Origin of the sequence: Agrobacterium sp. DE0009 (assembly GCF_007680755.1) — a bacterium.
Lineage (GTDB): Bacteria > Pseudomonadota > Alphaproteobacteria > Rhizobiales > Rhizobiaceae > Agrobacterium > Agrobacterium tumefaciens_B.
The window spans coordinates 109,437-134,882 of the sequence record NZ_VEIU01000004.1; the positions used below are offsets into that span (position 1 = coordinate 109,437).

Annotated in this window: 17 protein-coding genes; 11 read left to right on the top strand and 6 right to left on the bottom strand. The window is 59.2% G+C overall.

Annotation, left to right across the window (positions count from 1 at the left end; all coding sequences use genetic code 11):
• Nucleotides 1-59: 59 nt before the first annotated feature.
• From FS804_RS16085 to FS804_RS16100, 4 genes are all read right to left on the bottom strand, one after another.
• Complete coding sequence (locus tag FS804_RS16085; RefSeq protein WP_063950050.1) at nucleotides 60-1,418, bottom strand: HlyD family type I secretion periplasmic adaptor subunit; 1,359 nt, start codon at nucleotides 1,416-1,418, stop codon at nucleotides 60-62.
• A gap of 8 nt (nucleotides 1,419-1,426) precedes the next feature.
• Nucleotides 1,427-3,628, bottom strand: a complete 2,202-nt coding sequence (locus tag FS804_RS16090) for a type I secretion system permease/ATPase (protein WP_144577698.1) — start codon at nucleotides 3,626-3,628, stop codon at nucleotides 1,427-1,429.
• Nucleotides 3,629-3,705: 77 nt separating this feature from the next.
• A complete protein-coding gene (locus FS804_RS16095) occupies nucleotides 3,706-5,721 on the bottom strand; it encodes a hypothetical protein (protein ID WP_144577700.1) in 2,016 nt (671 codons plus the stop codon).
• Nucleotides 5,722-5,869: 148 nt separating this feature from the next.
• Nucleotides 5,870-6,835: a fibrinogen-binding protein gene (locus tag FS804_RS16100; protein WP_144577702.1), complete on the bottom strand. Its 966-nt coding sequence runs from the start codon at nucleotides 6,833-6,835 to the stop codon at nucleotides 5,870-5,872.
• An 898-nt stretch (nucleotides 6,836-7,733) separates the two neighbouring features.
• Here FS804_RS16100 and FS804_RS16105 point away from each other — a divergent pair.
• On the top strand, nucleotides 7,734-8,507 hold the full coding sequence (locus FS804_RS16105; RefSeq protein WP_144577704.1) for a response regulator transcription factor: 774 nt from the start codon (nucleotides 7,734-7,736) through the stop codon (nucleotides 8,505-8,507).
• A 52-nt stretch (nucleotides 8,508-8,559) separates the two neighbouring features.
• Here FS804_RS16105 and FS804_RS16110 read toward each other — a convergent pair whose 3' ends face one another.
• Entirely contained in the window at nucleotides 8,560-8,904 is a 345-nt protein-coding gene (locus FS804_RS16110) for a hypothetical protein (protein WP_144577706.1), read from the bottom strand.
• Nucleotides 8,905-9,300: 396 nt separating this feature from the next.
• Between FS804_RS16110 and FS804_RS16115 the strand changes: the two genes are divergently transcribed.
• The 5 genes from FS804_RS16115 to FS804_RS16135 are packed head-to-tail and all read left to right on the top strand — an operon-like array spanning nucleotide 9,301 to nucleotide 14,736.
• Nucleotides 9,301-10,323 (top strand): UDP-glucuronic acid decarboxylase family protein, encoded by a 1,023-nt coding sequence (locus FS804_RS16115; protein WP_144577708.1) that lies wholly within the window; start codon nucleotides 9,301-9,303, stop codon nucleotides 10,321-10,323.
• A 1-nt stretch (nucleotide 10,324) separates the two neighbouring features.
• Nucleotides 10,325-11,308 carry a UDP-glucose 4-epimerase GalE gene (gene galE / locus FS804_RS16120; protein ID WP_144577710.1) on the top strand — a complete coding sequence of 328 codons (984 nt, stop codon included), beginning with the start codon at nucleotides 10,325-10,327 and terminating at the stop codon, nucleotides 11,306-11,308.
• A complete protein-coding gene (locus FS804_RS16125) occupies nucleotides 11,305-13,242 on the top strand; it encodes a glycosyltransferase family 2 protein (protein ID WP_144577712.1) in 1,938 nt (645 codons plus the stop codon). Before galE ends, FS804_RS16125 begins: the two co-directional genes overlap by 4 nt.
• Nucleotides 13,243-13,256: 14 nt before the next feature.
• Nucleotides 13,257-13,760 carry a DUF995 domain-containing protein gene (locus FS804_RS16130; RefSeq protein WP_063950171.1) on the top strand — a complete coding sequence of 168 codons (504 nt, stop codon included), beginning with the start codon at nucleotides 13,257-13,259 and terminating at the stop codon, nucleotides 13,758-13,760.
• Between the two features lie 13 nt (nucleotides 13,761-13,773).
• Nucleotides 13,774-14,736, top strand: coding sequence for a glycoside hydrolase family 26 protein (locus FS804_RS16135; protein WP_144577714.1), 963 nt, complete (start codon nucleotides 13,774-13,776; stop codon nucleotides 14,734-14,736).
• Nucleotides 14,737-14,784: 48 nt separating this feature from the next.
• Here FS804_RS16135 and FS804_RS16140 read toward each other — a convergent pair whose 3' ends face one another.
• Complete coding sequence (locus tag FS804_RS16140; protein ID WP_144577716.1) at nucleotides 14,785-15,969, bottom strand: AGE family epimerase/isomerase; 1,185 nt, start codon at nucleotides 15,967-15,969, stop codon at nucleotides 14,785-14,787.
• A gap of 434 nt (nucleotides 15,970-16,403) precedes the next feature.
• Here FS804_RS16140 and bcsN point away from each other — a divergent pair, with 434 nt between their 5' ends.
• The 5 genes from bcsN (at nucleotide 16,404) to FS804_RS16165 (ending at nucleotide 25,443) form a co-directional block, all read left to right on the top strand.
• Nucleotides 16,404-17,297, top strand: coding sequence for a cellulose biosynthesis protein BcsN (gene bcsN / locus FS804_RS16145; RefSeq protein ID WP_144577718.1), 894 nt, complete (start codon nucleotides 16,404-16,406; stop codon nucleotides 17,295-17,297).
• 88 nt (nucleotides 17,298-17,385) lie between these two features.
• Entirely contained in the window at nucleotides 17,386-19,575 is a 2,190-nt protein-coding gene (gene bcsA / locus FS804_RS16150) for a UDP-forming cellulose synthase catalytic subunit (RefSeq protein WP_144577720.1), read from the top strand.
• Entirely contained in the window at nucleotides 19,572-22,058 is a 2,487-nt protein-coding gene (locus tag FS804_RS16155; RefSeq protein WP_144577722.1) for a cellulose biosynthesis cyclic di-GMP-binding regulatory protein BcsB, read from the top strand. Before bcsA ends, FS804_RS16155 begins: the two co-directional genes overlap by 4 nt.
• Nucleotides 22,055-23,110, top strand: a complete 1,056-nt coding sequence (locus FS804_RS16160; protein WP_144577723.1) for a glycosyl hydrolase family 8 — start codon at nucleotides 22,055-22,057, stop codon at nucleotides 23,108-23,110. Before FS804_RS16155 ends, FS804_RS16160 begins: the two co-directional genes overlap by 4 nt.
• Nucleotides 23,101-25,443: a cellulose synthase gene (locus FS804_RS16165; RefSeq protein ID WP_186376832.1), complete on the top strand. Its 2,343-nt coding sequence runs from the start codon at nucleotides 23,101-23,103 to the stop codon at nucleotides 25,441-25,443. Before FS804_RS16160 ends, FS804_RS16165 begins: the two co-directional genes overlap by 10 nt.
• Nucleotides 25,444-25,446 lie beyond the last annotated feature (3 nt).

A 25,446-nucleotide genomic window follows, 5' to 3' on the forward strand; every position in this document is an offset into this window, starting at 1 on the left:
GAGGAGGTCATTATAGGTCGACGCACCACCGAAAGACAGTCTACACTGCTGTAATTTATTCATCTTTCCTTGAAGGCGCGCGACATGCTGTCGGCGATCGGCTTCGTCAGATATTCGAAGAAGGTACGCTCTGACGTCTGGATCAGGACATCGGCCGGCATGCCGGGCACGGGGTGGAAATTATGGACCTTGGCGATTTCTTCGTCAGGGATTTGCACGCGAACGATGTAGACATCCTTCACCTGGAGACCGGCATTTTCTTCGATGCTGTCGGCCGACACGTAGAAGACCTTGCCGTTTAAAACCGGCGTGGTGCGGCGGTTCAGCGCCGAGAGGCGGATTGCTGCCGTCTGGCCTTCATGCAGCTGGTCGATGGAGGTTCTGAGCACCTGCGCTTCAAGGATCAGCGGAACATGCGCCGGCAGGATTTCCATGATCGGCTTGCCCGTCGTGATGACGCCGCCGGGTGTATGGTAATAAGCGCGCACGACCGTGCCGTTGACGGGGGAGCGGATGACGGTGCGTTCCAGCACTTCGGCGGCGCCGCGTACCTGTTCGCGCACGCTGTCGAGATCGGCTTCCGCAGTCTCAAGAGCATCCAGCGCCGCCTGCTTGTTGGCGTTGACGGCGATGATGGCTTCCTGCTTGAATTTGGCGATCTCCGCTTCGCTCTGGTTCATCTCCCCCGTCAGACGGGCGATATCGCCCATGGCATCGGCGATTGCGCGCTCGAGCGCCAGCATGTCCGTCTTGCGAATGACGCCGTCCTTGGCCAGTCGCTCCTTGGAATCGCGTTCCTGGGTGAGAAGCGCCAGCTGCCGGTCGAAAGACTGCTTCTGCCCATCATACCCTGCATACCGAAACTCAAGTGACTTTATGTTCTTGTTGATGAGGTTCAGCTGCTCTTCCAGCTTTACGAGCTTGCTGTGAAAGACGATGTTCTGGCTTTGGATGATGGATTTGATATCGGGATCGCCCGCCTCCTTCATCACGATCTCGGGAACCTTGAAGTTCTTTTCCCCCTGAGCTTCGGCGCGCAGTCGCGTGACGATGGTTTCGAGGCGCAGACGGCGCAATTGCAGCATGCGCTCATTGGCAAGGGCGGTCGTTTTGTCGAGTGTGAGAAGCACATCGCCGACCTTGACCGTGTCGCCTTCGCTCACCATCATTTCCTTGATGATGCCGCCTTCCAGATGCTGAACAACCTTGTTGTTGCCCGTGGCGACGAAGCTGCCCTGTGCGATGATGGCGGAGGACAGCGGAGCTGTGCCCGCCCAGTAGCCAAAGCCGCCAAAGGAGGCGAGCAAAACGGCAAGGCCAATCGAACTGTGGAGGCGAATGGAGCGGGGAACCTCGCTGTACCATTCCAGCTGACCCTGCGGTTTGACCTCTGCGACGGCATTCTTCTTCTTAAACATGACGATCCTCAACCCTCGATCTGCGGGGACTGGCTGCCCGGACGGCCGTTGCCGGACAGCGCTTTCAGCACATCCAATCTTTCACCGAACATGGCGACGGACCCGTCCTTCAGCACCATGATCTTGTCGACGCATTGCAGAAGCGCCGGACGTTGGGTGATGGTGACGGTCGTAATGCCCTGCTTCTTGGCGTGCAGCAGGGCTTTTGCCAGAGCCTGTTCGCCAGCCGTATCCAGATTGGAGTTCGGCTCGTCAAGCACAACGAATTTCGGATCGCCGAAGAAGGCGCGGGCAAGCGCGATGCGCTGCTTCTGGCCACCGGAGAGCGGTGCGCCATCGGCGGCAACCACGGTCTCGTACCCTTGAGGAAAGCCAGCGATCAGCTCGTGTACGTCGGCCAGCACAGCGGCTTCATAAATCTGTCGGTCCTCGACATCGTCACGCATGCGGCAGATATTGGCCTTGATTGTGCCAGGGAAAAGCTGCACGTCCTGCGGCAGGTAACCGATGCTTTCGCCGAACTGCCGCTGGTCCCAGTTGCGCAGATCCATGAGGTCAAGGCGCACATTGCCGGATGTCGGCAGGATGGAGCCCACGAGCATTTTGCCGAGCGTCGTCTTGCCGGAGCCGGAGTTGCCGATAATTGCCAGGGACTCGCCTTTTTTCAGCGAAAAGGAAATGCCGTTCAAGATCACCTTTTTCTGTGGCGGCGGCACGAAGAGGATGCGCTCCACATCGAGCCGCCCTTCGGGATTCGGGAGGCGAAGGCGAGGAAAGTTCAGCGGCGAATTGACCAGAAGCTGCTTGATGCGACCGTAGGAGGCTGCGGATTTGTTGAACTGGTGCCAGCCTTCGATTGCGCCTTCGATGGGCGCAAGCGCGCGGCCGGAAATGATCGAAGCCGCGATCACCATACCGCCCGTCAACTCACCCGACAGCGACAGATGCGCGCCCCAGCCAAGCAGCGCCACCTGGGTGATCATGCGGGCAGCCTTGGATACACCCGAGAACATGATGTTGCGGTCCTGCGCCGCCACATGCGACTTGAGGGAGCCTGCGGTCTCGCGGCCCCACATCTTCACCGCCTCGGGGATCATGGCGAGCGCATTGATGATCTGCGAATTGCGCGACATGGAGTCGAGGTGAAAGTTGGCGCGGCTGGCATAACCGGATGCCTCGGCAAATTGCCGTGCGGTAAAACGCTGGTTGAGCCAGGCAATGCCAAAAAGGACGGCGCAGCAGACCATGATGATGATGCCGAGGTGTGGATGGACGAGATAGACCACCACGATGAAGAGCGGCATCAGCGGTGCATCGAGAAACGCAATCAGCGTGCCCGATGTCAGAAAGCCGCGCAGTTGCTGAAGATCCTGGAGGATCTGATAATCCTTGCCGCTGCCGTGCAGTGAGGCGCGGGCAGCGGCCGATAGAATGGGTGCCCCAAGCTGGACTTCCAGTTCAACGGCGGTGCGCATCAGAATGAAGCGGCGGATGGCATCCATGAAGGCCTGCAACAGAACAGCGCCGAGGACCGCGACCGTCAGCATGACGAGCGTATCCATGGAGCGGCTGGTCAGCACGCGGTCGGAAATCTGGAACAGATAAAGAGGAATGGCGAGCAGCAGGATGTTGATGGCGATGGTGAACAGCATCACCACCACCATGTTGCGCCGGACCGCGGCGATGCCTTTGGCAAGGCTTGCGGCGAAGTTGATCGGCTCGCTGCGCTTGTGAAAGCCACTCTGGCTTCCACCGCCGCCACCACCACCTCCGTTGCCATTCTCTATTGGCTCTTTGCCGCCACCACCCGTTGCCGCACGGCGTTCATTTTCACGAATTGGACCGACATTATTGTCGATGGTCTTGACGAAAGGCAGGTCGGGACTGTCGACCTTGGCCTGCGGTTGTGGTGGGGAGGCGGGTTGCCGGTCTGGCTGCGGGGCTGGTTTTGCCGAGGGAATATCCCGCAATTGCTCCGCCTGGGACGCTTTTATCTGCGGCTGGTAAAGAGCCTGTGAGGGAGGGGACTGAGTGGGCGCTGATGTCACTCTTGATTCCTGGTCTGAACCGGAGAGATGGCGCAGGTTTTCCACGGCTTCGTTGATGGCTGAAATGCAGGCGGCTGTCAGTTTGCTGTCTTCCACGTCCTGATCAAGCGGCAGGTCCAGCGATTGCCCATCGGCAATGGTTTTTCTTGATATATGATCCATTTTTATCCGTCCCCTCGGTGTTCTCACGGTGTCTGCGGTTCGACTTCGGAGGGCGCATGCCGCCCCGCCAGTCAGAGCTACGCGGTCACCGTCTGCATGACGTCGGCGGAATGCGCGTTCGACCAGGACAGGTCATGGCCGGCATTGATGACGCCATCGGATTCGTTTTCGATTGTGGCCGGATCGTCGTGAAGAAAGGCGATGACCTCGTTTGCAAGCTGGCCGTGCTGGGGTTGCGACATGTCATTTTCGATAATGCCGCCCTGGATGAGTATCGCGTCGGAATAGACGCCGCCGGCGACATATGTCGTTGATCCGAAGCTGTCGTAATCGATGATCTGTGCGAGATTGACGACGGCGTTGCTGCCGGTGTCGATATGGACGGTCGCATCCTCGTTGTTCTCGATAACCCTGGCCGCGGCCTGCGTCACATCGTCGGAATCGCCGAGCACACTGACCTGCTTGATGATGCTGACATCGTAGAGATTGCCGGTGATGTAGAGGACGTTGAGCCCCTGATAACCGGCGAAATTAGCATCATGGGCCAAGCCGTCCGGCATGTTGGGGTCGCGCTCGTTGATCGCGGTCACTGTCTGATTCATGTAGTCGGGCATCGTCTCGAAACGTTCGTTGCTGCCGACATTGTGGATTGTGGCGTCGTTCCAGAGCAGGTTGTTGCTTGACTGGACGGTGGCACCCTCAGGGGCATCCGGATTGGCCCGAACCCAGTCATTGTCGTAAAGCACGGCGACCTGGCTGATGATGTTCATGTCGAGCACATGACCGCCGACGATGACAAGATCGTACTGCATGCCGATGCCGAGGAAATTGGCGACGTTGAGTGTCGCATTACCGCCCGTCAGCAGGCTGACGCTGGCGCCCGAGGTCGTTACCGTCATCGTGTCGTTGTCGCTGACGAATTGATATTGTTCGATCCAGTGAACGAAGGAGACGTCGCCTTCCAGGACACTCACGCGCCACGCCGTGGGAAATGTCGGCGGTTCGCCATTGTCGTCGCCGCCCGCATCCTTCTCGGCACCCGGAAAAACGGTCCGCTCGAAACTGGCGATGTTATAGGCGGCGGTGGCCGCCTGATCACCGGACCGCGTGAAGACAGAGTCGATCTCGTCCCGGTCGCTATAGACATAGGATTGAGTGATCGCGTCGATCTGGTGATAATCGCCCATGACAGCCGTTACGGAGGTCATGACGCCGGTATTGATCAGCGTGGCGATGTTGGCGACGACATTGGCGCCGGCGGCAACGTCAAGGCTGTTGCCGGCAGGGCTGTCTTCGTGCAGTGAAACCTCGCTTTTTTCAGGCGCCTCGGCGGGCTTGGCGATGCCCCGATCCGGCATGAGTTCGTCAAGCGTCGGCTTGGCCTGGGCCAATTCTCCGTTGATGTAAAGGCCGTTGATATCATGGCCGGCCAGAACGAAATCCTGATCCGCGCCGGTGCCGAGGGAGGATACGCCGGTTTCGCGGGCATGATCGATATAGTCATGCGCGGATTTGGCCAGCACCTGCAGGGCATCGTAACCATCGACGCGCTGGAAGGTGGAAAACGGCGTAAAGACGGACGCCTCGTTATAGAATTCCACGGTCCGTTGCGTCACGAAAGAGGTGTCGCGTGCAACATTCGGACCATCCGTCATGTTCAAATAGTCATCGTCCTGAAGAATATTGACCTGGGAAAGATGACCGATGACGGAGCCTGGACCGGTGTGAACCATCAACTCGCGCTCTTCTTCAAATGAAGTGCGGCCGGGGAAGCGGAAATTGCTGGCTGACATGTCAGCGGGAACATTGTTCGCGAGTTGCTGGCTGTCGTGTTCGACGCCGCGCGCGAAGTGCGGCCGGACATAGTCGAAATCGTAATAGCCGGCCCGGTAATTGACGCCGGGTTCGTAGTCCTGAAGCGGAACGTCATAATTCTTGTCGGGCAGCCCCGCTGCTTCATCTGCCGCTAGTCTGTCCGGAGCGGCACGAACGTGCCCTTCGGTCAGATTGGCTCTGAGACGCGCTTCATCGATAACCGTGTCAAACAGTCCGATGAAATGTGCGATCATTTCGGAAATCTTGTCGATATGCATTGATGATCCCTCCCTGATCATTGCGGCAGGGACGGGGAGAGGCTGTCGCACCTGTCTCAAGGACGGTGTGTCATTTGCCTGACCTGGTCGATCAACCGCAAACTGCACCGGCGCGTGCCGGTGCAGTTCGTTTCACCAAGGGTGGATATCAGGAGTGATCTTCACCAACGTCCGAAACGCTGGAGTTGCCGCCTGTGATCGTGACGTCAACAGCGTTGGAGAGCATGTTGGCGCCCTGCACCAGTTCCAAATGGAAGCCGGAGTTTGCCAGGATTGCCGATGCATCTGCCGTGCTCGAACCTGCTGCGTCGTCGCCGGCGTTGAGGTCCCAGCAATTGCCGTCCATGCCTTCAGCACCATAGGCGTCGCCGGCATTGGCGCTGAGGTGGTTTTGAGCGCCACCGTTCTGCATGTCGACGTCCCAGGCCTGATCCTGGTCCGCCAGGTGGTTGGCCTGCACCATGCTGAAGCCGGTGTCGTTGCCTTCGCCATTGAGCGAGCTGTTGAGGATGTTGTCGACATCAAGGGTGAAGGAGAAGTCGTCACCCAGGTTGAAGGTGAGGTCCCCGCCGGCGATGCCGAGATTGCCGACATCCGCTACACCCCCAACGTTGCCGAAGTCGTCATCGGACGTGTAGTAGCTGTCTGACGAGTTGAAGCTGCCGGTGGTGGTGGTCGTCGCCACTGACGTGTCGTTGTCGGAGTAGGAGAACGTCTTGGTATCCGTTTCCGTAATCGTCTGCACAGTGGTGTCGTTGTCGCTGTAGGACTTGGAGCTGTAGCTCCAGTCATAGTCGGTGTCGTTATCGTTGATGGTGGTCGTCTTGGTGATGGTGTCGTTGTCGCTGTACGACTTGCTTTCGTAGCTCCAGTCGTAGTCGTTGTCGCGATTGTCACCGTTGCCAACAGCCAGATCGACCGTAGCGTCGAGATCAACATGCGAGCTGTTGTCCGTGCTGTTGTCGCTGTAATCGTTGTTGCGGTTTTCGCCGTTCGCGGTACCGACATTGCTGTCGTCGACATCGGCGTCGTTGGTCGAGGTGTTAGCAAAACCCTCGGAAAGCGCGCCGATCTTGGTGATGTCGTCGCCAGCAGGCTGTGGCTTGTAACCCATTTCGATTTCCTCCGAAAAAGCTCGGAGCAGCTTTCGAAATCCCTCTCATCTCAAATGGGATTTTGTCGCGCTTGCCCCGAATAGTATGAAGATTGATGTTTGCAGATGGACTCATGACGCATCATCTGCGGCTTGGTATCGGCCCGTAGCCGGGCTCTTGTCATTCAGCCCTTGTGCGCTACTCGTTAAAACGGCGCACAAATCCGTTCCTCGCTCCGATGGGGAGCGCGGTGGCCTCGTCTTTTTCACTTGCTTGTTTCTTGAAAAGAGACCGGTGTCTTCAAACACACGTCAGGACCGGAAGCATCTTTTCGTCAGCCGCCGTTCAGCGACGGTCAGACTGTGCCGCAGAAAACTTTTGCTTCCTAGCTATCAATTTGGGTTAGACACCATGGCGCTTGTTGCGAAAGTATAGTCTTTCGGGTGCCTTTCAGCGCTCAAGTTCGCTGAAAATTCGAGCCGCAGCCAGAAATATCCGGTTTTCCAGAAAGATGGTTTATTTTGGCCGGAAGGCGTCTTCATCCCAGAATGGCACAGCCCGCGCATCTTGCGCATCAGCGCTATGCGAATGAATATCAATCTAAAGTTTCGTTCTTCGAGATAGTGAAACCAAAGGGAAAGTTTTTTCGCGGTGCTTGTTTCAGGGGTAGAACGAGGATGAATGATTCTATCCCGCCGTAACCTATTTTGTATGTCAATTGTAAAAAATAACCCTTTTGGGCCATTTATTTACACAGCTTTTCGTATTAGCGTGTCTGAATTAACGGGTGATTAATAATAGTTGACATGGCATGACGCGGAAAATCGTCCCTGGCTATCCGGGGAGGAGGGGTACTCTGCGGGCAAGAGACTGTACAACCAAAAGATAGTAACGCGTAAGCCCTTGAGGGAGGCGTCAATGTTCATGGGAACGTCAGATTATACGGCTAAACAAAAAACCGCCGGGATTCCTATAAATGGTACAGTATTGGTGATAGCGGACCCGGACCTTTTTTGCGAGTGTCTCATGGAGGCGCTGGGCAAAAAGTTCCCATCGTTCGCTGTGGTGAGTATTCCCTCGTCAGGCGAGGTCGAGGAGGATTACGGCAACGATGTGCGGTTGGTTCTGCCTTACCGTATGGCAGCAGAGCGCCTGCAGGCTGTTCTTTCTGATGTTCGTGAAAAGCACCCGGATGCCCCGATCGCGCTTGTTGTGGAAACAATCGACAAGTTCGAGGAGTCGCTGAAGACGCTGGTGGGAATGCGTGTCATTGATGGCGTGCTGCCGCTCAACCTGAGGCTCGATGTGTTCATGGCGGCGGTGGATCTGCTCATGAAGGGCGGTGAGCATTTTCCGGCAGCTCTTCTCGGCAGGCTTACGCCCCATACCTCTTCCGTCAGCACCAAGAGCGTGCAGGACAACCGTGTGATCGCCAACCGCGCCGATGCCTTGGCCGCTTCCAAGAGCGAGATGGCGGCGCTAACGACGCGCGAAGTGCAAATTCTTGACCTGCTTTGCAAGGGTACGCAAAACAAGATCATCGCCGATCGGCTTCGTCTGTCCGAGAACACCGTCAAGGTTCACGTTCGCAATATTTATAAGAAAATGAACGTGCGCAACCGCACGGAGGCCGCGTCGCGCTTCTTCAGTAAAGATGAAGACGCGACGGTCTCCGGCGGCTGGAAGAACTGAGCGTCAGGGCGACCATCAGCCCCGACGCCAGCTCCCCGGTTTTTCCGGAGGCTCAGGGTCTCAGGAAGCAGCGGGATTTCTGCCCGAATCCGCTCGGCGAGCAGATGTATGGAGATGAGCCCCAGGAAGGCTGCCGTGATACCGCTGGCGTGTCTGCGGCATCGGCGACAAGAGTAACGGCCGCGTTGCCGGTTTTTTGATAGCCATAGGATGCCTTCGACTGAGCAACCCGGGTCTTGACGGTTGCGCTGTCGGCAGACGCGGCATTGATCAGAACAGCGTCTTCGACAACGGAACATGATGCCGTTGCGAAAGTCAAAGTTGCGAGTGCTGCGGCAACAAGCGCCAGGCGAAAATGGCGTGTTTTGCCGCTATGGGAATAAGGCATTTCATTCATGGTTTATGTCCCCTGAAACCGACTGTCTGTCGCATCTCGCCGGGCGGTTTTTTCCCGGTGGACCGAGCCTTACAAAACCAACATAGACCCGACGGGTTGAGCGAAGCTTGCGCTAATGCTCAATAAGATAGGCATAATAGAGGCATAATTAAAAAGGATTAAACGGATGGGTTATTTCGAGAAATCTAGGGTAATCAATTGTAATATTTCGATAAAATAGAGTTGACCTGTCTTTCACTGTGCCTATCATGGAAGTTGAAAAGTTTCGAATGTGAATATTAATTCCTCCAGAAGAAGTAAAAACCGGAGGGCGATATTCAAAATGCCGTGCAATCTGAAGTTTGATCAAAGGTAGTTGGATCAGCTGTGCTGATTCCTCATGGGGAGACGTGTGTCATGCGTAATTTCGTTCCCAACGATCACGACAATGGCGTAACCATTTATTCGGAATGGAAACCTGGTCAACGTGTCCTCGTTAATGGTGGGGCCGGTTTTTTGGGCTCCCATCTTTGCGAGCGCCTGCTGAGCAGCGGCCACGAGGTGATTTGCCTCGACGATCTTTCCACCGGACGCACGGCAAATGTTGCCCATTTGCGGGAAAATAAGCGGTTTTCGCTGGTCGAGCACGATGTTCGCAAGCCCTATGATATCGATGTATCGCTGATCTTCAATTTCGCTTCACCAGCGTCGCCGCCCGACTATCAGCGCGACCCTGTCGGCACGCTGCTGACGAATGTGCTTGGCGCGGTCAACGTGCTTGAGGTGGCGCGCAAGTGCGGTGCAACTGTCGTACAGTCTTCGACCTCGGAGGTTTATGGCGATCCTCATGTCAATCCGCAGCCCGAAACCTATTTCGGCAATGTAAATACAATCGGGCCGCGAGCTTGCTACGATGAGGGCAAGCGCAGCGCCGAAACGCTGTTTTTCGATTATCACCGAACTTTTGGCGTCGACATCAAGGTGGGGCGTATCTTCAACACCTATGGGCCGCGTATGCGCCCTGATGACGGCCGCGTCATTTCGAATTTCATCGTCCAGGCGCTGAAGGGCGACGACATTACCATTTACGGCGATGGCAGCCAGACGCGGTCCTTCTGCTATGTCGATGACCTCATCGACGGCTTCCTGCGCTTCTCGGCGAAGTCGAAAGACTGCACCGGGCCGATCAACCTTGGTAACCCAACGGAAATTCCGGTGCGGCAACTGGCCGATATCGTCATCCGCATGACGGGCTCACGGTCGCGCATCGTGCATCTGGCTGCGGCGGTCGACGACCCCCAGCAACGTCGCCCCGATATCTCACGGGCAAACGAGTTGCTGAGATGGCAGCCGCGCGTACCGCTTGAAATCGGCCTGGAGAGAACCATCGCTTATTTCGATGCGATGCTGGCAGGCAAGGCCGTGGCGGAGGTCGCATGACATGCCACGCACAATCCTCGTCACGGGCGGGGCCGGCTTCATAGGCAGCCACATCTGCAAGGCGCTTGCACGATCCGGCTTCAGGCCCATCGCATACGACAATCTTTCGACCGGCCATGCGGATTCGGTTCGATGGGGTCCCTTTGTCGAGGGCGACATTCTCGACAACCGCCTCCTGAGAGCAACGCTCCGGGAATTCGCGCCATCCTTCGTCATCCACTGTGCGGCCAATGCCTATGTCGGTGAATCCGTGGAGGATCCGCGCAAATATTACCGCAACAATGTTGCCGGGAGCCTGGCGCTGCTGGATGCCTGCCTCGACGAAAATATAGGGGGTCTGGTGTTTTCTTCCAGCTGCGCAACCTATGGCGTGCCGCCGCAATTGCCGATCCGCGAGGAAACTGCGCAGATGCCGGTCAACCCTTACGGGCGAACCAAGCTGATTTTCGAGATGGCGCTGGAAGACTATGCCGCTGCCTATGGCCTGCGGTTCGTGGCGTTGCGCTACTTCAATGCGGCGGGAGCCGATCCGGATGGCGAGCTTTACGAACGGCACGAGCCTGAAACCCATCTGATCCCGCGTGCGCTGATGGCTGCCGCTGCCAAGCTGCCGCAACTGGACGTTTTCGGTGCGGATTATGAAACCACCGATGGCACGTGCGTTCGTGATTACATCCACGTCAGCGATCTTGCCGATGCGCACGTCGCCGCTGTCAAATATCTCATCGATGGCGGGGAGACGCTGCGGGTCAATCTGGGGTCCGGCCGCGGTACCTCGGTGGGGGATATCATTCGCGCCATCCACCGTGTCACGGGGCAGGAGGTGCCAGTCCATTTCCGCGCCCGGCGTGCCGGCGACCCGCCCGCGCTGTTTGCGGATATCAAACGTGCGGAAGAAACCCTCGGTTTCACTCCCACGCGCTCCGATATAGACACCATCATCCGCACAGCTGGCCCCGGTTTCGGGCTGGAGGTGCGGTCATGAAGGGACACGCCATTCCTTCGGTGCCCAAAGCCGCCGCCGCTGCAGGGGCCGTCCACTTGCGGATGCTGCCTGTCTTTGCCGGCTGGAACCGTATCGCCTATCTGCTCGGCATCGGTGGCTGGCTGGTAACGCTTGCTTACTTCTGGATCTGGTGGCTCGACCGCGACCGGGTGGTCGACTGGCCCTATTACACGATCGTCACGTTCACGCTCGCGTGGATCACGCTTCTGCCCTCCTATTTCATCTTCATCTTTCTGAACGCGAAGGTCGTCGACCGGCGTTCGCCGCTGCCGCGCGGCCGGGTGGCGATGGTCGTCACCAAGGCGCCCTCGGAACCTTTTGCGGTCGTGGAAAAGACGCTACTTGCCATGCTCGAGCAAAAGGGTCTTGAGTTCGATGTCTGGCTGGCCGATGAAGCGCCGGATGCCCAGACGCTGAAATGGTGCGGCGCGCACGGGGTTTTCGTTTCGACCCGGCAGGGCGTCGCCGACTATCATCGCAAGACCTGGCCGCGGCGCACACGCTGCAAGGAAGGCAATCTCGCCTATTTCTACGATCATTACGGTTATGAACGTTATGATTTCGTCGCGCAGTTCGATGCCGACCATGTGCCTCAACCCGATTATCTCCGTGAGATCATGCGTCCTTTTGCCGATCCGGCGGTTGGATATGTTTCGGCTCCGAGCATCTGCGACGCCAACGCCGGTGAGAGCTGGGCCGCCCGCGGAAGGCTCTATGCCGAGGCGAGCCTGCATGGCGCGCTGCAGCTGGGTTATAATAATGGCTGGGCGCCGCTCTGCATCGGTTCGCACTATGCCGTGCGCACGAAAGCGCTGCGCGAGGTTGGCGGCCTCGGGCCGGAGCTTGCCGAGGACCACTCCACGACGCTTCTGATGAATGCCGGCGGCTGGCGTGGCGTCCACGCCGTCAACGCCATCGCCCATGGCGACGGGCCGACGACCTTTGCAGATCTCATTGTCCAGGAATTTCAGTGGTCGCGCAGCCTGATGACCATTCTTCTGCAATATTCGCGGCACTACGTGCCGAAGCTGCCCCCGAGGCTGAGGTTCCAATTCCTGTTTTCGCAGCTCTGGTACCCGCTGTTTTCCAGCTTCATGGCGCTGATGTTCGTGCTCCCGGCGGTTGCGTTGCTCAGGGGGAATGTGCTGGTCAATGCATCCTATCCGGCGTTTCTGGCGCATTTCCTGCCCGCGTCACTGATCATGATCGTGTTCGCCTTCTTCTGGCGCGGCACGGGCGCTTTTCGCCCGCATGATGCCAAGCTCTTCAGCTGGGAAGCGATGGTGTTTCTGTTCCTGCGGTGGCCCTGGTCGCTGATGGGCGTGCTGGCGGCGATACGTGACACGGTCCGCGGCAATTTCGTTGATTTCCGCATCACGCCGAAGGGCACGCAGGCAAAGCCGCCGCTGCCTCTCAGAGTCGTCGCCCCTTACATCGTTCTCGCAGCGCTCAGCCTTCTCGCCATGGTGCTGGCGCCACGGGAAAACGGGGCCGAAGGATTCTTCGTTTTCGCTGCCGTTAACGTGGCGATCTATGCCGGGCTGTCGGTATTTCTACTCATCCGTCACGCCATGGAAAACGGTGTTCCGAAGCTTCCCGCCCTGCGCGGCGGTGCGTCCGCCGCTGCCTGTTCGCTGCTGCTGGTGACGGGGAGCGCCGTCCAACTCAGTCACCACGCGATCGGCGGCCTGGAGGCCCTGTCGCATGGGCAGCCCTATGTGAGTTTTACCGAAACGCGGTTCACGGTCGCCGGTGCGGGCGTGGAAGGTGCGAGATCGGTGCGCCTAAAACTGCGCATTTCCGTGCCTGGATTGGGTGGTCCGCCGGAAATGCAGGCGGAACCAATGATGCCGCCACCACCCGCGGTGGCGACTGGAGAGATCATGCTGGCCGACAATAGGGTCGGACAATGAAGGAGGAGGCTGTGATGAAAACAACAATAAGCACATGCGGATTCTCCGCTTTCGTACTGTGTCTTGCGGTGGCAGCGCCTAGCGTCGTCCATGCTGCAGGCGGCACGAAGACGCCGAAGCCACTGAGAACCAGCGAGGTCGTGGAGATGTATTTCGACAAGACCTGGAAATGGGATACGGGCGGCGGCCGGTTCATTGCCGACGGCCGCAAATTCATCGCCGCAACGGAAGAAAAGGGCAAAAAGTCCATCGGTGAAGGCCGCTGGACCGTCGATGCCAACGGTACCCTGTGCATGCGCGCGACCTGGAAAGCTGCGACCGGAAGCGGCAAGGCCGATACCTGCTTCGACCATGGCCGCATCGGCAACGTGCTCTACCAGCGCAAGCAGGGCGGGCAATGGTACGTGTTCCGGCATAACCCGCCACGCCCCGGTGATGAGTTCCTCAAACTCGTCCGTAAGGACGATGTCACGCCGCAGATCGCCGCTTACGACAAGGCGATGATGGCAACAAGGTAAGGAGTAAGGTGTCATGCAGATAACAAGACGAACACTTCTGTTCGCGAGTGGCGCCGCCGCAGCCTTTACCGCCGGAATGTCTCCGGTGTTCAAGCTCGACGCGCAAGGGGTCGCCCCCATGACCTCCACGGGCATGAAGACACTTGCAGACAAACGCCCGACGTTGCATGCGGATGGCATTCGTTTCGGCGCCTACGATCCGCATGGGGATTTTACCGGTCAGGCCGGGGTGGCGACGGAACATCTGTTCCTGCCCTGGGAAGATGTCGATCTCGACAGCCTGGCGCTTGCGGATGCCTACGCGCTGGAGCGCAAACGCAAGGTTATGATCACGGTCGAACCCTGGTCATGGGACGTGAACTGGCGGCTGAGTTCCGACGAACTGCGGCGCAAGGTTCTGAGCGGAGACTACGACAAGAACATGCAGGCGATCGCCGCACGCATGTCCGCGATGAAAAGTCCGCTGATCCTGCGCTGGGGACAGGAAATGGAAGACACGACTGGCCGCTTCTCGTGGTCGGGCTGGAACCCGCGGGATTACATCACCGCCTATAAACGCGTCGTGGATATGACCCGCAAGGCTGTCCCTGGTGTCAAGGTGATGTGGTCACCCAAGGGTCTGGACGGCCTTCGGGCCTACTACCCCGGTGACGGCTACGCGGATCTGGTTGGTCTTTCGGTTTTCGGTCTCGAGGACTACGACAAGATCGAATATGGCGCGCCACAGACCTTCACCGATCTCCTGCGCAAGGGGTACGGACTCGTCGAAACCTTCAATAAGCCAGTCTGGGTCGCTGAACTTGGTTATGAAGGCAGCGATTCCTATGTCCGGCCATGGATGAACGACGTGTCGCTGAAGCAGGCGGATTTTCCAAGGCTGGAAGAAGTCGTCTATTTCAACGACAAGGATGTCCATCCCTGGCCGCATAATCTCGGTCGACCTGACTGGCGCGTGGTGCGCCCGGCCAAGGTGTGACCGGCATCAAGCAGACGAGCGGCGATGCCGCTCGTTTGTGGCTTGCTGTTATAGGTCGGCTGCCAACACCGCCTCAGCCTCATAGATGGCGCAGACGATGTGGTAGAAGGTGCTTGCTGGTGCGGGTTCATCGATCATCGGCTTGTCCGCCGGCCATTTGTCGAACCAGAGACCCTTGACCGGCGTGTCGAGGAACGGTTGCAATGCGCCGATGGCACTGAGGGCGGAGGCAAGGTAACGCTGTCGCTCCTCACCGCCGGTGACGCTTGCCAGTCGCACTGCGGCCTTCAGCCATTCCGTCTGCGGCCACAGCCGCGCCAGCCCGTCATGCACCGAAAAATCGTCGTAAAGGCTCATCACGGCAACCTTGCGGCGCGGGCAGATGCCATATTTCTCGCCGATCTCGAACAGCCTCTCAGCTTTCTGGATGGCCTCGGCATTTCCCCGCAGGCTACCCCAGCGCACCAGCAGCCAGGCCCATTCGAACTGGTGGCCCGGCTCCATGATCCGGCCTTTCTCGCTGTGATGCGGCGTCCAGTCGTGCTCGAAGAACTCCCGCAATCCGCCATTGCCACTGTCGATGAACCGGGTGAGCGCCAGTCCCGCAATCTCGTCTGCAAAAGCCGACCATGGACCGGTCGGGTCCTCCTGCTCCCAGGCCAGCATGGCCTCGAAGAGGTGCATATGCGGATTGGAGCAAAGCGGCGTGCGCGGCGGATTTTCTTCCTCGAAGCCTGCAACCGGGTGTCTGTAGTCGCGCTCAAGCACGGCAAGGATTTCGAGCGCGCGGGCACGCATCTCTTCCCGTCGCTCTGGAAGCGTAGATGCTGCCTGTGCTGCAGCAAAAAGTGCAAAGGCCTGATTGTAGAGATCGAACGATGGGTCGATCAGCTTGCCGGTCTGGTCTGCGAGGTTGCCGTAAAGGCCGTTTTCAAGGCGATAGACCTTCTCGAACCACGAGAGGCCGTGGACCACCGCGTCTTTCCACGGTCCCTGCCAGCCATGCTGGCCTGCTGCCGCGAAGCAATAGGCCTGCCGCGGCTGCACGCGGGCGCGGCGATTATCGGCAAAACCCGGCTTCGCATTCTGGTCGAGACGCTCGTGGAAGCCGCCGTCCGGACGGGCCGACCCCGCCTCCCACCACAACGGCAGTGCGTCGTCATGCAGCCACTTGCGGAGTGTTCCGATCTCTTCGGCAAGCTTCTGCGAAACGCTCGGAAATTGCACTGTCATAAGGTAACTCTCTGTTTTTACGCTTGGATCATGGTCGTCAATACAACAGGGCGTGGCAATGAGCGCAGATAGACAATGGCCCTCCAGCGATACAACCGCGCAATTACAGCCCTGTCGAAATGCGAACCCTTCAGGGAAGCGAATGGTTCCACGATCTTTTTGTGACAGATAGGGGTAGAGTGTGGCGATTCGCTATCCATAAAGTATCAGAAATTACAACGTAAATTTGCGATTGCTTATTCTTGGTCCTCACGTATTTCGTAGGAATGGTCTGGTCGTTAGTGATTCGGTCTCTTTCTAACCTTGGCGGCGGTGGGGACATAAAGGGGCGCAAGGCAGTGAAATTTTCTGCCTATACTTCATTGCTGTTTTCTATTGCAGTGCTTTCCGGCTGCAATACTCCTGCGGGCGTTCGGTCGTTCGGAGGCGCGCAGATGGCGTCGCCTTCCGAGGCGCTGATTTTTCCGCCACCCGGTGGCCCGGAAATCGTCACTGTGGTCAATCGTACCTATTCCAACGCCATTGCGCAGCAGGTCATCTTGCGCTCGGAGGCTGCGACGCCCGGTCAGAATTATCTGAAGGCGGAGTTTTTTGGTCCGCAGCAGGCGGGTGACACGGGCGGCGATACTCTTTCCTTTAGCGGGTTTCGCGCCGCTTCCGTCGCGCGCGAAATCCGCGCGGAGTTTCCGGGCCAGAACATCGCCATGACGGCAAATTATTTCCAGAACGCTTACGGTGCCTTCTCCTATGCCGCCGGCCAGGGAAGGGGTGATGATACCTGCCTTTATGGCTGGCAGGATATTCGGTCCCCGGAAAGCATGCGGCAGGACTTCCGCAATCTCGGTCGCATCAAGGTACGGCTGCGGCTGTGCCAGTCCGGCGCGAGCGTGGAGCGTCTGCTCGCCGTCATGTATAATTACACCATCACCGGCACCTATGCGTCGCCCAGCTGGAACCCCTACGGCACGCCGCGTGCCGTTGACCCGAATCTTGGCCGTCCCGGAAGTCAGGTCTATCCGATCAAGTCAGAGGATGTGCCGATGCGGCCGGGCGGCGAAGTGACCGCCAGTGTGCCGGTCCGGCCAATCCGCCGCGTTGCGGTTGCAGCGCCCTCGCAACCGGAACCACAACCCCTGCCGCCCGTTGCAGCAGTCGCCATTCCGTCGCCGACCTCGGTGGGCGCGCCGGTCCAGCCCGCGAGACGTTCAGAGACGGGCGCAGCGCAGGTCAATAGTGCCCGTCCAGCCAATGCTTCGCAGGTTCAGCAGGTGGTCATTCCGTCGCCAGCGTGCCTGTCCGGATCTGGAGCGACGTCAGGATGCAGGTGAGCGCCGGAACCAACGAGAAAGCCGAGACGCGAAAAGCAGGAACGCCGGTCGAAAAGTCCGGATGGGGAACACAACGGAAAGTTTCTGGATGAGCAAGGCCGTAACAATCATCGTCTGGTTACTTGTATCGCTTTGCGTGCTGGCCATCATCACGATGCCGATCAGCCTGCAGACGCATCTGGTGGCAACCGCGATTTCGCTCATCCTTCTGGCGACGATCAAGAGCTTCAACGGGCAGGGCGCTTGGCGCCTCATCGCGCTCGGATTCGGTACGGCGATTGTTCTACGTTACGTTTACTGGCGCACCACGAGTACGCTGCCGCCGGTCAACCAGCTCGAAAACTTCATCCCGGGATTTCTGCTTTATCTCGCGGAAATGTACAGCGTCGTCATGCTGGGCCTCAGCCTTGTCATCGTGTCCATGCCATTGCCGTCGCGCAAGACGAGACCCGGCGCGCCTGACTACCGGCCGACGGTCGATGTTTTCGTCCCGACCTATAATGAGGATTCCGAGCTTCTGGCCAATACGCTGGCGGCTGCGAAGAACATGGATTATCCGGCAGATCGTTTCACCGTATGGCTGCTGGATGATGGCGGCTCGGTACAGAAGCGCAATGCCAGCAACATCGTCGAGGCACAGGCGGCGCAGCGCCGCCATGAAGAACTGAAGAAGCTCTGCGAAGACCTCGATGTGCGATACCTCACGCGCGAGCGCAACGTGCATGCCAAGGCCGGAAACCTCAATAACGGTCTTGCTCATTCGACCGGGGAACTCGTGACGGTATTTGACGCCGACCACGCACCCGCGCGCGACTTTCTGCTCGAGACAGTGGGTTACTTCCAGGAAGATCCACGTCTCTTTCTCGTCCAGACGCCGCATTTCTTCGTCAATCCCGATCCTATCGAGCGCAATCTGCGCACCTTTGAGACGATGCCGAGCGAAAACGAAATGTTTTACGGCATCATCCAGCGCGGTCTCGATAAATGGAACGGCGCCTTCTTTTGTGGTTCAGCCGCCGTGCTGCGGCGCGAGGCGCTTCTGGAGACGGACGGCTTCAGCGGCGTCAGCATCACGGAGGATTGCGAAACGGCGCTGGCGCTGCATTCCCGCGGCTGGAACAGCATTTATGTCGACAAGCCGCTGATCGCCGGTTTGCAGCCAGCGACCTTTGCGAGCTTCATCGGCCAGCGCAGCCGCTGGGCGCAGGGCATGATGCAGATCCTGATCTTCCGTCAGCCGCTGTTCAAGCGGGGCCTCTCGGTGACGCAACGTCTCTGCTACATGTCGTCGACGCTGTTCTGGTTGTTTCCGTTCCCGCGCACGATCTTTCTGTTCGCGCCGCTCTTCTACCTGTTCTTCGATCTGCAGATTTTCGTCGCGTCGGGCGGCGAGTTTCTGGCATACACGGCGGCCTACATGCTCGTGAACCTGATGATGCAGAACTATCTCTATGGCAGCTTCCGCTGGCCGTGGATTTCGGAACTTTATGAGTATGTGCAGACGGTTCACCTGCTGCCGGCCGTCGTTTCCGTGATCTTCAATCCCGGCAAACCTACCTTCAAGGTAACGGCCAAGGATGAATCGATCGCAGAGGCGCGCCTTTCGGAAATCAGCCGACCGTTCTTCGTCATTTTCGGTCTGTTGCTGGTGGCGATGGCCTTTGCCGCGTGGCGAATTTACAGCGAACCCTACAAGGCGGATGTGACGCTCGTGGTCGGTGGGTGGAACCTGCTCAACCTCATCTTTGCGGGCTGCGCGCTCGGTGTCGTCTCCGAACGCGGCGACAAATCGGCTTCGCGACGCATCACCGTCAAGCGGCGTTGCGAAGTCAAGCTAGAGGGCAGCGATACGTGGGTACCGGCGTCGATCGACAATGTTTCGGTGCATGGTCTGCTCATCAACCTGTACGAAGGTGCCGCCGGCATCGAAAAAGGCTCGACCGCCATCGTCAAGGTGAAGCCACATAGCGAGGGCGTGCCGGAATCCATGCCTGTCAAAGTGGTTCGCACGGCGAAAGGCGATGGCTTCCTTTCGATCGGTTGCACCTTCTCGCCGCAGCGCGCCGTCGATCATCGCCTGATTGCGGACCTTATTTTTGCCAATTCGGAGCAGTGGAGCGAATTCCAGCGCGTTCGCCGCAAAAACCCCGGCCTCATCCGCGGCACGGCAATTTTTCTCGCGATAGCGCTCTTCCAGACGCAACGTGGCCTTTATTACCTCGGCAAGGCGCTTCGGCCGGGGGCGAAAGAGGTCAAGCCTGCGGGAGCCGTGAAATGACCGGCCACAAACCCGTTCGGGATTCTCTTGCACTGCTCCTATTGACTGTCATGGCAACGGGCGCGATGGCGCAATCGCCCTTCGACATGTCTCCGGAACGGCCTGCCCAGACTGCGCCCATCCAGCGCCCACCCGCGACGCCACCGCCGCCGCGGGCGCTGCCCCCTGCCCAAATGCCGGCGACAGCGCCGTCCCAGCCATCCAGCCCGCCACCCGTTTCGGCGCAGCCAGCCCCACAACAGAGACCGGCCGTTCCAGCCCCACCACCGGTTTCTGCTCCGCAGCGGCAGGATGCCACGAGGCCGGTTACGGAGCCCGCGTCGACAGCCAGCGCCGACAGCCGTCGCCGTTATATCCTCCCCTATGAGAAACTCAGCCTTTCCGGCGAGATAGACCGCCGGCAATGGAGCGTCTACCTGACGCCTGAGCAGGTGAATGCGGCAGTTACGCTCAATATTGGCTACCAGAACGCGATCGTGGTTGCGCCGGAAAGCTCGAATTTGAAGGTCAGCCTCAACAACGTGCCGCTTGAGCCGGCGCGCATTGAAGCGCCTGAGACCGAAGGCAATGTTTCCCTGAAAATACCGCCTGGCGTTTTGCAGGTTGGCTCGAATGTCGTGAGACTGGGCGTAGAACAACGCCACAGAACCGACTGCACAATCCAGTCCACCTATGATCTGTGGACGGAAATCGACCCCGCAAGTACCTATATTGGCTTCAATGCGGACGTCGCCGGAAGCTTTGCCAATATCGACGACATTCAGTCTACCGGACCGGATGGCAAGGCGATGACCTCAATCGAGATTGTCGCGCCGGCGCTCGGCAATCCGGCATTCGCAGATTCTCTTCTGCGGCTTTCGCAGGCGCTCGCGCTCAGAACGCAGATGCCCAATCAGACCATCCGTTTCGTGACGGCTCCCTCCGCCGAGCGAAAGGCCGGCACGTTGACGGTCTTTGCGGGTACAGCCCGCGAAATTGCCGGTATAGCCGGCACTCTCCCGCCAGAGGCATCGGCGGGCGCCTTTGCCGGATTTGGTGCGACGGCGCCGGGCGGTTTTTCGCCTCTTTTTGTGAGCGGCCCCACGCCGCAGGCGGTTCAGGCGGCGATAGAGACGCTGTTTTCGTCGATCTCGCGTACGCCGGGTGCGCAGCGAACCACCTTCTCGACCCGCAGCTGGCATGCGCCCGACGTGCCGCTCGTCATGTCGGATCGGCGGATCGCGCTTTCCGAGCTCGGCATTGAAAGCGCCGAATTCGGCGGACGGCGATTCCGCAACGAATTCTACGTCGGCATGCCGGCCGATTTTTACGCCTCCGCCTATGGCGAGGCATCGCTTCTCCTCGATGCCGCCTATTCGTCACAGGTCTTGCCAGGGAGCCATGTGGATATCTACGTCAATGACGAGATCGCCTCCACTGTGCCGATCTCCAATAATGGCGGCGGGATTTTCCGGCATCTGCCGATCAAGGTGACGATGCGCCACTTCAAGCCCGGGCCGAACAAGGTGACCATCGAGGCCGTGTTGATGACGGCACAGGATCAGGCCTGCGCTCCCGGTGCGCCCGCCAGCACCACCCCGCGCTTTGCCCTGTTCGATACCTCGGAACTTCATATCCCCGATTACGCCCAGATCGGCCTCAAGCCGGATTTGGCGGCGATGGCAGGCGCCGGACAACCTTACCGGACCGGAGGAACGCCGGTTGCGCTTTCGCTCGATCGCTTCGACACGGACACCATGTCTGCCGCCGCCACGCTGGTCAGCCGGCTGGCGAGCGTGGCGGGCCATCCCATCGACATCGAGACGGTAGCGTCCCCGCTGGTGATCGGCGATCGTGACGCGTTGTTCGTCGGAACGATCTCGCAATTCCCGCAGGCTCTGATCGGTCAGTTCAACCTTGTGCCTTCCAGTCAGATCTCGTGGAAGATGGGTGCAGGTGTCCAGGCGCCGACGCAGAGTAGCGAAACTCTTTTCAACGACTGGCGCGAAAGGGTGGACGGCGGCGTCTGGGAGGGGCAGGTGTCGTCCCTTGAGGAGTGGATGAAGCGGAATTTTGACCTCAGCTCGGAAACGCTGCGCTTCCTGCCAGCGGCCGAACAGGCTTATGCGCCACCCGGCAATGTGTCTTTCATGCTGGCGCAGGGCCTCAGCCCGTCCGGCAATGGAGTGTGGACGCTGGCGACCGCCCCGTCTTCGGCCGAGCTGTTTGACGGCATGGCGGCAATGACGCGGGAAGACCGCTGGCGTAGCGTAACGGGGCGTGTGGCAGCTTACGATGCCGCTGCCGAGAAGGTTGAAACGGTTGAGGTGGAGCGGCCGCATTTTTACATCACGCGGGCGTTTTCCTTCTCCAACTGGCGGCTCGTCGCGGCCAACTGGTTGTCGTCCAATGTTCTGTCTTATTCACTGGCGTTTATCGGTTTCGTGTCACTTCTTGGCCTTGCCACGTTTACGATGCTGCGGATGATGGGGCGGCACAGATGAAGAGCGCGATTTCAAAACTGGTAATCCTCACCCTTCTGTCCGTCATGGCAATTTTCACCAACATATCTGCCACACGCGCCGCCTCGGTCTCGCCCGAGGCTTGGGCGGCCTATAAGGACGCCTTCCTGGATTCTGGCGGCCGTATCATCGATACCGGCAATGGCAACATCAGTCACAGCGAGGGGCAGGGCTATGGCATGTGGCTTGCAGTGCTTGCAGATGATCTTTCCGACTTCGAACTGATCTGGAGTTTCACGCGCACGGAGCTTTTGGTCCGTGATGACGGACTTTCGGCTTGGAAATGGGACCCACGCACCAAGCCGCATGTCACCGATATCAACAACGCCACGGATGGCGATATCCTGATTGCTTACGCGCTGGCGCTTGCTGCCGGTCAGTGGAACCGTCAGGACTATGCCGAAGCAGCCGCTGCCATTGCCTCCGCCGTCCTTAAAAAGACCGTTGTACAGCGTGGTGGGCGCACGTTGCTTTTGCCGGCCGCCAGCGGTTTCGACGAGGCTGACCGGACCGATGGCCCTGTCGTCAATCCCTCCTATCTGATTTTCGAGGCGTTCCCCGTTCTCGATCTCCTCGTGCCGTCGCCGCTCTGGAAAACGGTGGCTGATGACGGTGTGGCGCAGATCGGAGCGTTTGCATTCAGTGAAAAAAAGCTGCCGGCAGATTGGGTATCCGTGAAAACAAAGCCGCAGCCAGCATCCGGTTTTCCGCCGGAGTTCGGTTATAATGCCGTTCGGATCCCGCTTTATCTCGCGAGGGCGAAGATGGGCCCACCTGAACTGCTGTCCCGGCTGAAAAATGGCATGACGCTGGAGAGCGGTGCTGCCGGAACCTTCGATTTGAAGACCGGTGCCGTGAAAGACGTTTTATCGGATCCAGGCTACCGTATTATTCCGGCGCTTGCGGCCTGCGTCAGCGGCGGGCCCGCAATCTCCGACGATCTCAAGAACTTCCAGCCAACGCTTTATTATCCTTCCACATTGCATCTTCTGGCATTGTCGTTTCTGGCAAGGAATAACGGGGAATGCCGATGAACAAGCCTTTGTCCACCTCGGCCCTCATCCTCGTCCTGGTGGCGCTCGCGGCCTTCCATTGGCGTGACACCATTCTCGGACGGGTATCGGACGTCCACACCTCCGCAGTGGGGGACAACAGGGCCGTACAGCGCATTTCGCCAGCCGCCAATCCGGCGCAGATAAATGCGTTCGTCAAGAACCGCGAAATGGCGCAGGTGACGCAGCCTGCAACGCCGCCCGTCACGGTGCCGGCATCCGATCCGGTGCCCGCACAACAGTCCCGTGGTCCGGGGGATGAGCCCCAGGCACCATCAACCGTTTCGCCGCCGCCGCGCGCGTCGCAGCCGAAATCGGACGGTATGCCCGACGTCGATCTGAGCGCGTTGCGCTATTTTGCGGCAAAGGGAGACACCCAGCGCCTCCAGGCGGAAATCGCACGCCTTCGCGCGCTTTATCCCAACTGGACGCCGCCTGCTGATCCTCTCGCCGTCCCCGAAAACGGCGATCCGAAACTCGATGCCATGTGGCAGCTCTACACGGATGGCCGCTATGCAGAGGTGAGGAAGGCCATTGCCGATCGCCAGCAGGCCGAGCCAGACTGGCAGCCGCCGGACAATCTGATGGGCATGCTTTCCCTCGCCGAGGCGCGTCAACGTCTCGTCAATGCCTCCGACCTCAAGCAATATGCCACGGTGGTGGACACGGCGGCCGGTAATCCTGGCCTCTTGACCTGCGGCGAGGTCGACGTCCTGTGGCGGGTAGCGGAGGCTTTCGCCAATACGGACCGGATGGGACGCGCGCGCGACGCCTATCTGTACATTCTCAATAATTGCACTGCCGCAAACGACAGGCTCGCCACGGTGCAGAAGGCATCGGCGCTCCTGCCGGCCGAGATGATGGACGAATTGCTGGCCAAGGAGAAACCCGGCGCGGATGGTCAGCTCGAGTTCGAACCCGTCAAGAACGATCTCGCCCGCCAGTTTGTGGCCAAAGCCGGAGAAAAGCCAAAAGATGGCGAGGAGCAGGTCGCGACCGTTCCCTCAGCCTATGTGATGCGGCTTGAAAGGCTGGCAGAGACCGACAAGCTTTCAAGCGATGCCCTCCTGCTGGGCTGGTATTACATTCGCCAGAAAAACATGACCGAGGCGGAAAAGTGGTTCCGCAAGGCGCGGGAAGAGGAAGATAGCGCATCGGCATCCCAGGGATTGGCGCTCGCCCTGATTGATCGCAACGAGCCGCGCGAGGCAGAAGATGTCATGTTTAAGTGGCGGGGCGCTTCCGACGATGCGCGTGCCACCTATCTTGCCGCAACGGCCAATCTTCTTGCGCTGCAGCCACCGGTCGCGTTGCCGCCTGATGTATTGCAACGCATCGCTGCCGAAACGGTAGCCCGTAAGGATGCGGCGACCGCCCAGCAGTTCGGGTGGTATTCGCTGGCTTTTCGGCAGACCCCGCTCGCCCTGCAATGGTTTAGCACAGCCCTTGGCTGGAAGCCGGACGATGAACCATCTGCCTATGGAATAGCAGTCAGCTATCACGATCTGCGTAATCTCGCCGGTCTACGCGGGATCCAGCAGCAGTGGGGCGGTCGCTCGCAACGCATCGCCGATGTCGGAACCGCGCGTATGGTGGACCAGACCGGCCAGCCGGTTGCGCCCATAACCGCGGCGGCCCAGGCGACAACGCCGGTCCCCACATATGCACCCCAGAGCGAGACTGCGGTGACCTATGCCCCTGCTGTCGCACAGCAGCCGGAAGCTGCCCGCAAGCAGGCACGCAGGCCCGCGCAAGCACAAAGGGACACGAGCGCGGCCTCACGACCACGGTCCTGTACGGCTTATCCTGATCCGCAGCGTCTGCCGCCGCAGCAGGCCCTCGATCTCGGCTGGTGCCTGATGGAAACGAACCGGCCGGCGGAGGCACTGAAAGCCTTTGAATCAGCAATTGAGAGCGGTCATTCGACGGTGAAAAGCGACGCGGCGTACGGCCAGAGCCTTGCTTATCTGCGCATGGGCCTCACGGATCACGCGGCCGTCTCGGCGACGAAGTCGAGCTTGGACCGCCCTCGCGCGACCGAGTTGCAGGTGTCCATCCTTGCGGATCGCGCGGTTTCCGCCTTCCAGTCGAAACGCTATGCCGAGACGCTGCTCCTGCTCGACCAGCGTGCACGGCTTGCGGATGAGCGCACGGATCTGATGGTGCTGCGTGGTTATTCCTATCTTGCGATGAAGCGATATGGTGAGGCCGCCCAGATTTTCGAGAGCCTGACGGCGATCGGTAACAAGGATGGTATCAGGGGGCTCGCCGCCGTCCGTGCTGCCCGGCCGAGCAACGGCCCCCAGGGCGGCTGATCG

Bases quoted from the DNA above. Each gene is read 5' to 3' on its own strand.
- FS804_RS16155 (WP_144577722.1), top strand. From the start codon at position 19,572: ATGACCGGCCACAAACCCGTTCGGGATTCTCTTGCACTGCTCCTATTG.
- FS804_RS16110 (WP_144577706.1), bottom strand. From the start codon at position 8,904: ATGAATGAAATGCCTTATTCCCATAGCGGCAAAACACGCCATTTTCGC.
- FS804_RS16140 (WP_144577716.1), bottom strand. From the start codon at position 15,969: ATGACAGTGCAATTTCCGAGCGTTTCGCAGAAGCTTGCCGAAGAGATC.
- FS804_RS16135 (WP_144577714.1), top strand. From the start codon at position 13,774: ATGCAGATAACAAGACGAACACTTCTGTTCGCGAGTGGCGCCGCCGCA.
- FS804_RS16160 (WP_144577723.1), top strand. From the start codon at position 22,055: ATGAAGAGCGCGATTTCAAAACTGGTAATCCTCACCCTTCTGTCCGTC.
- FS804_RS16085 (WP_063950050.1), bottom strand. From the start codon at position 1,418: ATGTTTAAGAAGAAGAATGCCGTCGCAGAGGTCAAACCGCAGGGTCAG.
- FS804_RS16115 (WP_144577708.1), top strand. From the start codon at position 9,301: ATGCGTAATTTCGTTCCCAACGATCACGACAATGGCGTAACCATTTAT.
- FS804_RS16105 (WP_144577704.1), top strand. From the start codon at position 7,734: ATGTTCATGGGAACGTCAGATTATACGGCTAAACAAAAAACCGCCGGG.
- bcsA (WP_144577720.1), top strand. From the start codon at position 17,386: ATGAGCAAGGCCGTAACAATCATCGTCTGGTTACTTGTATCGCTTTGC.
- FS804_RS16095 (WP_144577700.1), bottom strand. From the start codon at position 5,721: ATGCATATCGACAAGATTTCCGAAATGATCGCACATTTCATCGGACTG.
- galE (WP_144577710.1), top strand. From the start codon at position 10,325: ATGCCACGCACAATCCTCGTCACGGGCGGGGCCGGCTTCATAGGCAGC.
- FS804_RS16100 (WP_144577702.1), bottom strand. From the start codon at position 6,835: ATGGGTTACAAGCCACAGCCTGCTGGCGACGACATCACCAAGATCGGC.
- FS804_RS16125 (WP_144577712.1), top strand. From the start codon at position 11,305: ATGAAGGGACACGCCATTCCTTCGGTGCCCAAAGCCGCCGCCGCTGCA.
- FS804_RS16130 (WP_063950171.1), top strand. From the start codon at position 13,257: ATGAAAACAACAATAAGCACATGCGGATTCTCCGCTTTCGTACTGTGT.
- FS804_RS16090 (WP_144577698.1), bottom strand. From the start codon at position 3,628: ATGGATCATATATCAAGAAAAACCATTGCCGATGGGCAATCGCTGGAC.
- FS804_RS16165 (WP_186376832.1), top strand. From the start codon at position 23,101: ATGCCGATGAACAAGCCTTTGTCCACCTCGGCCCTCATCCTCGTCCTG.
- bcsN (WP_144577718.1), top strand. From the start codon at position 16,404: ATGGCGTCGCCTTCCGAGGCGCTGATTTTTCCGCCACCCGGTGGCCCG.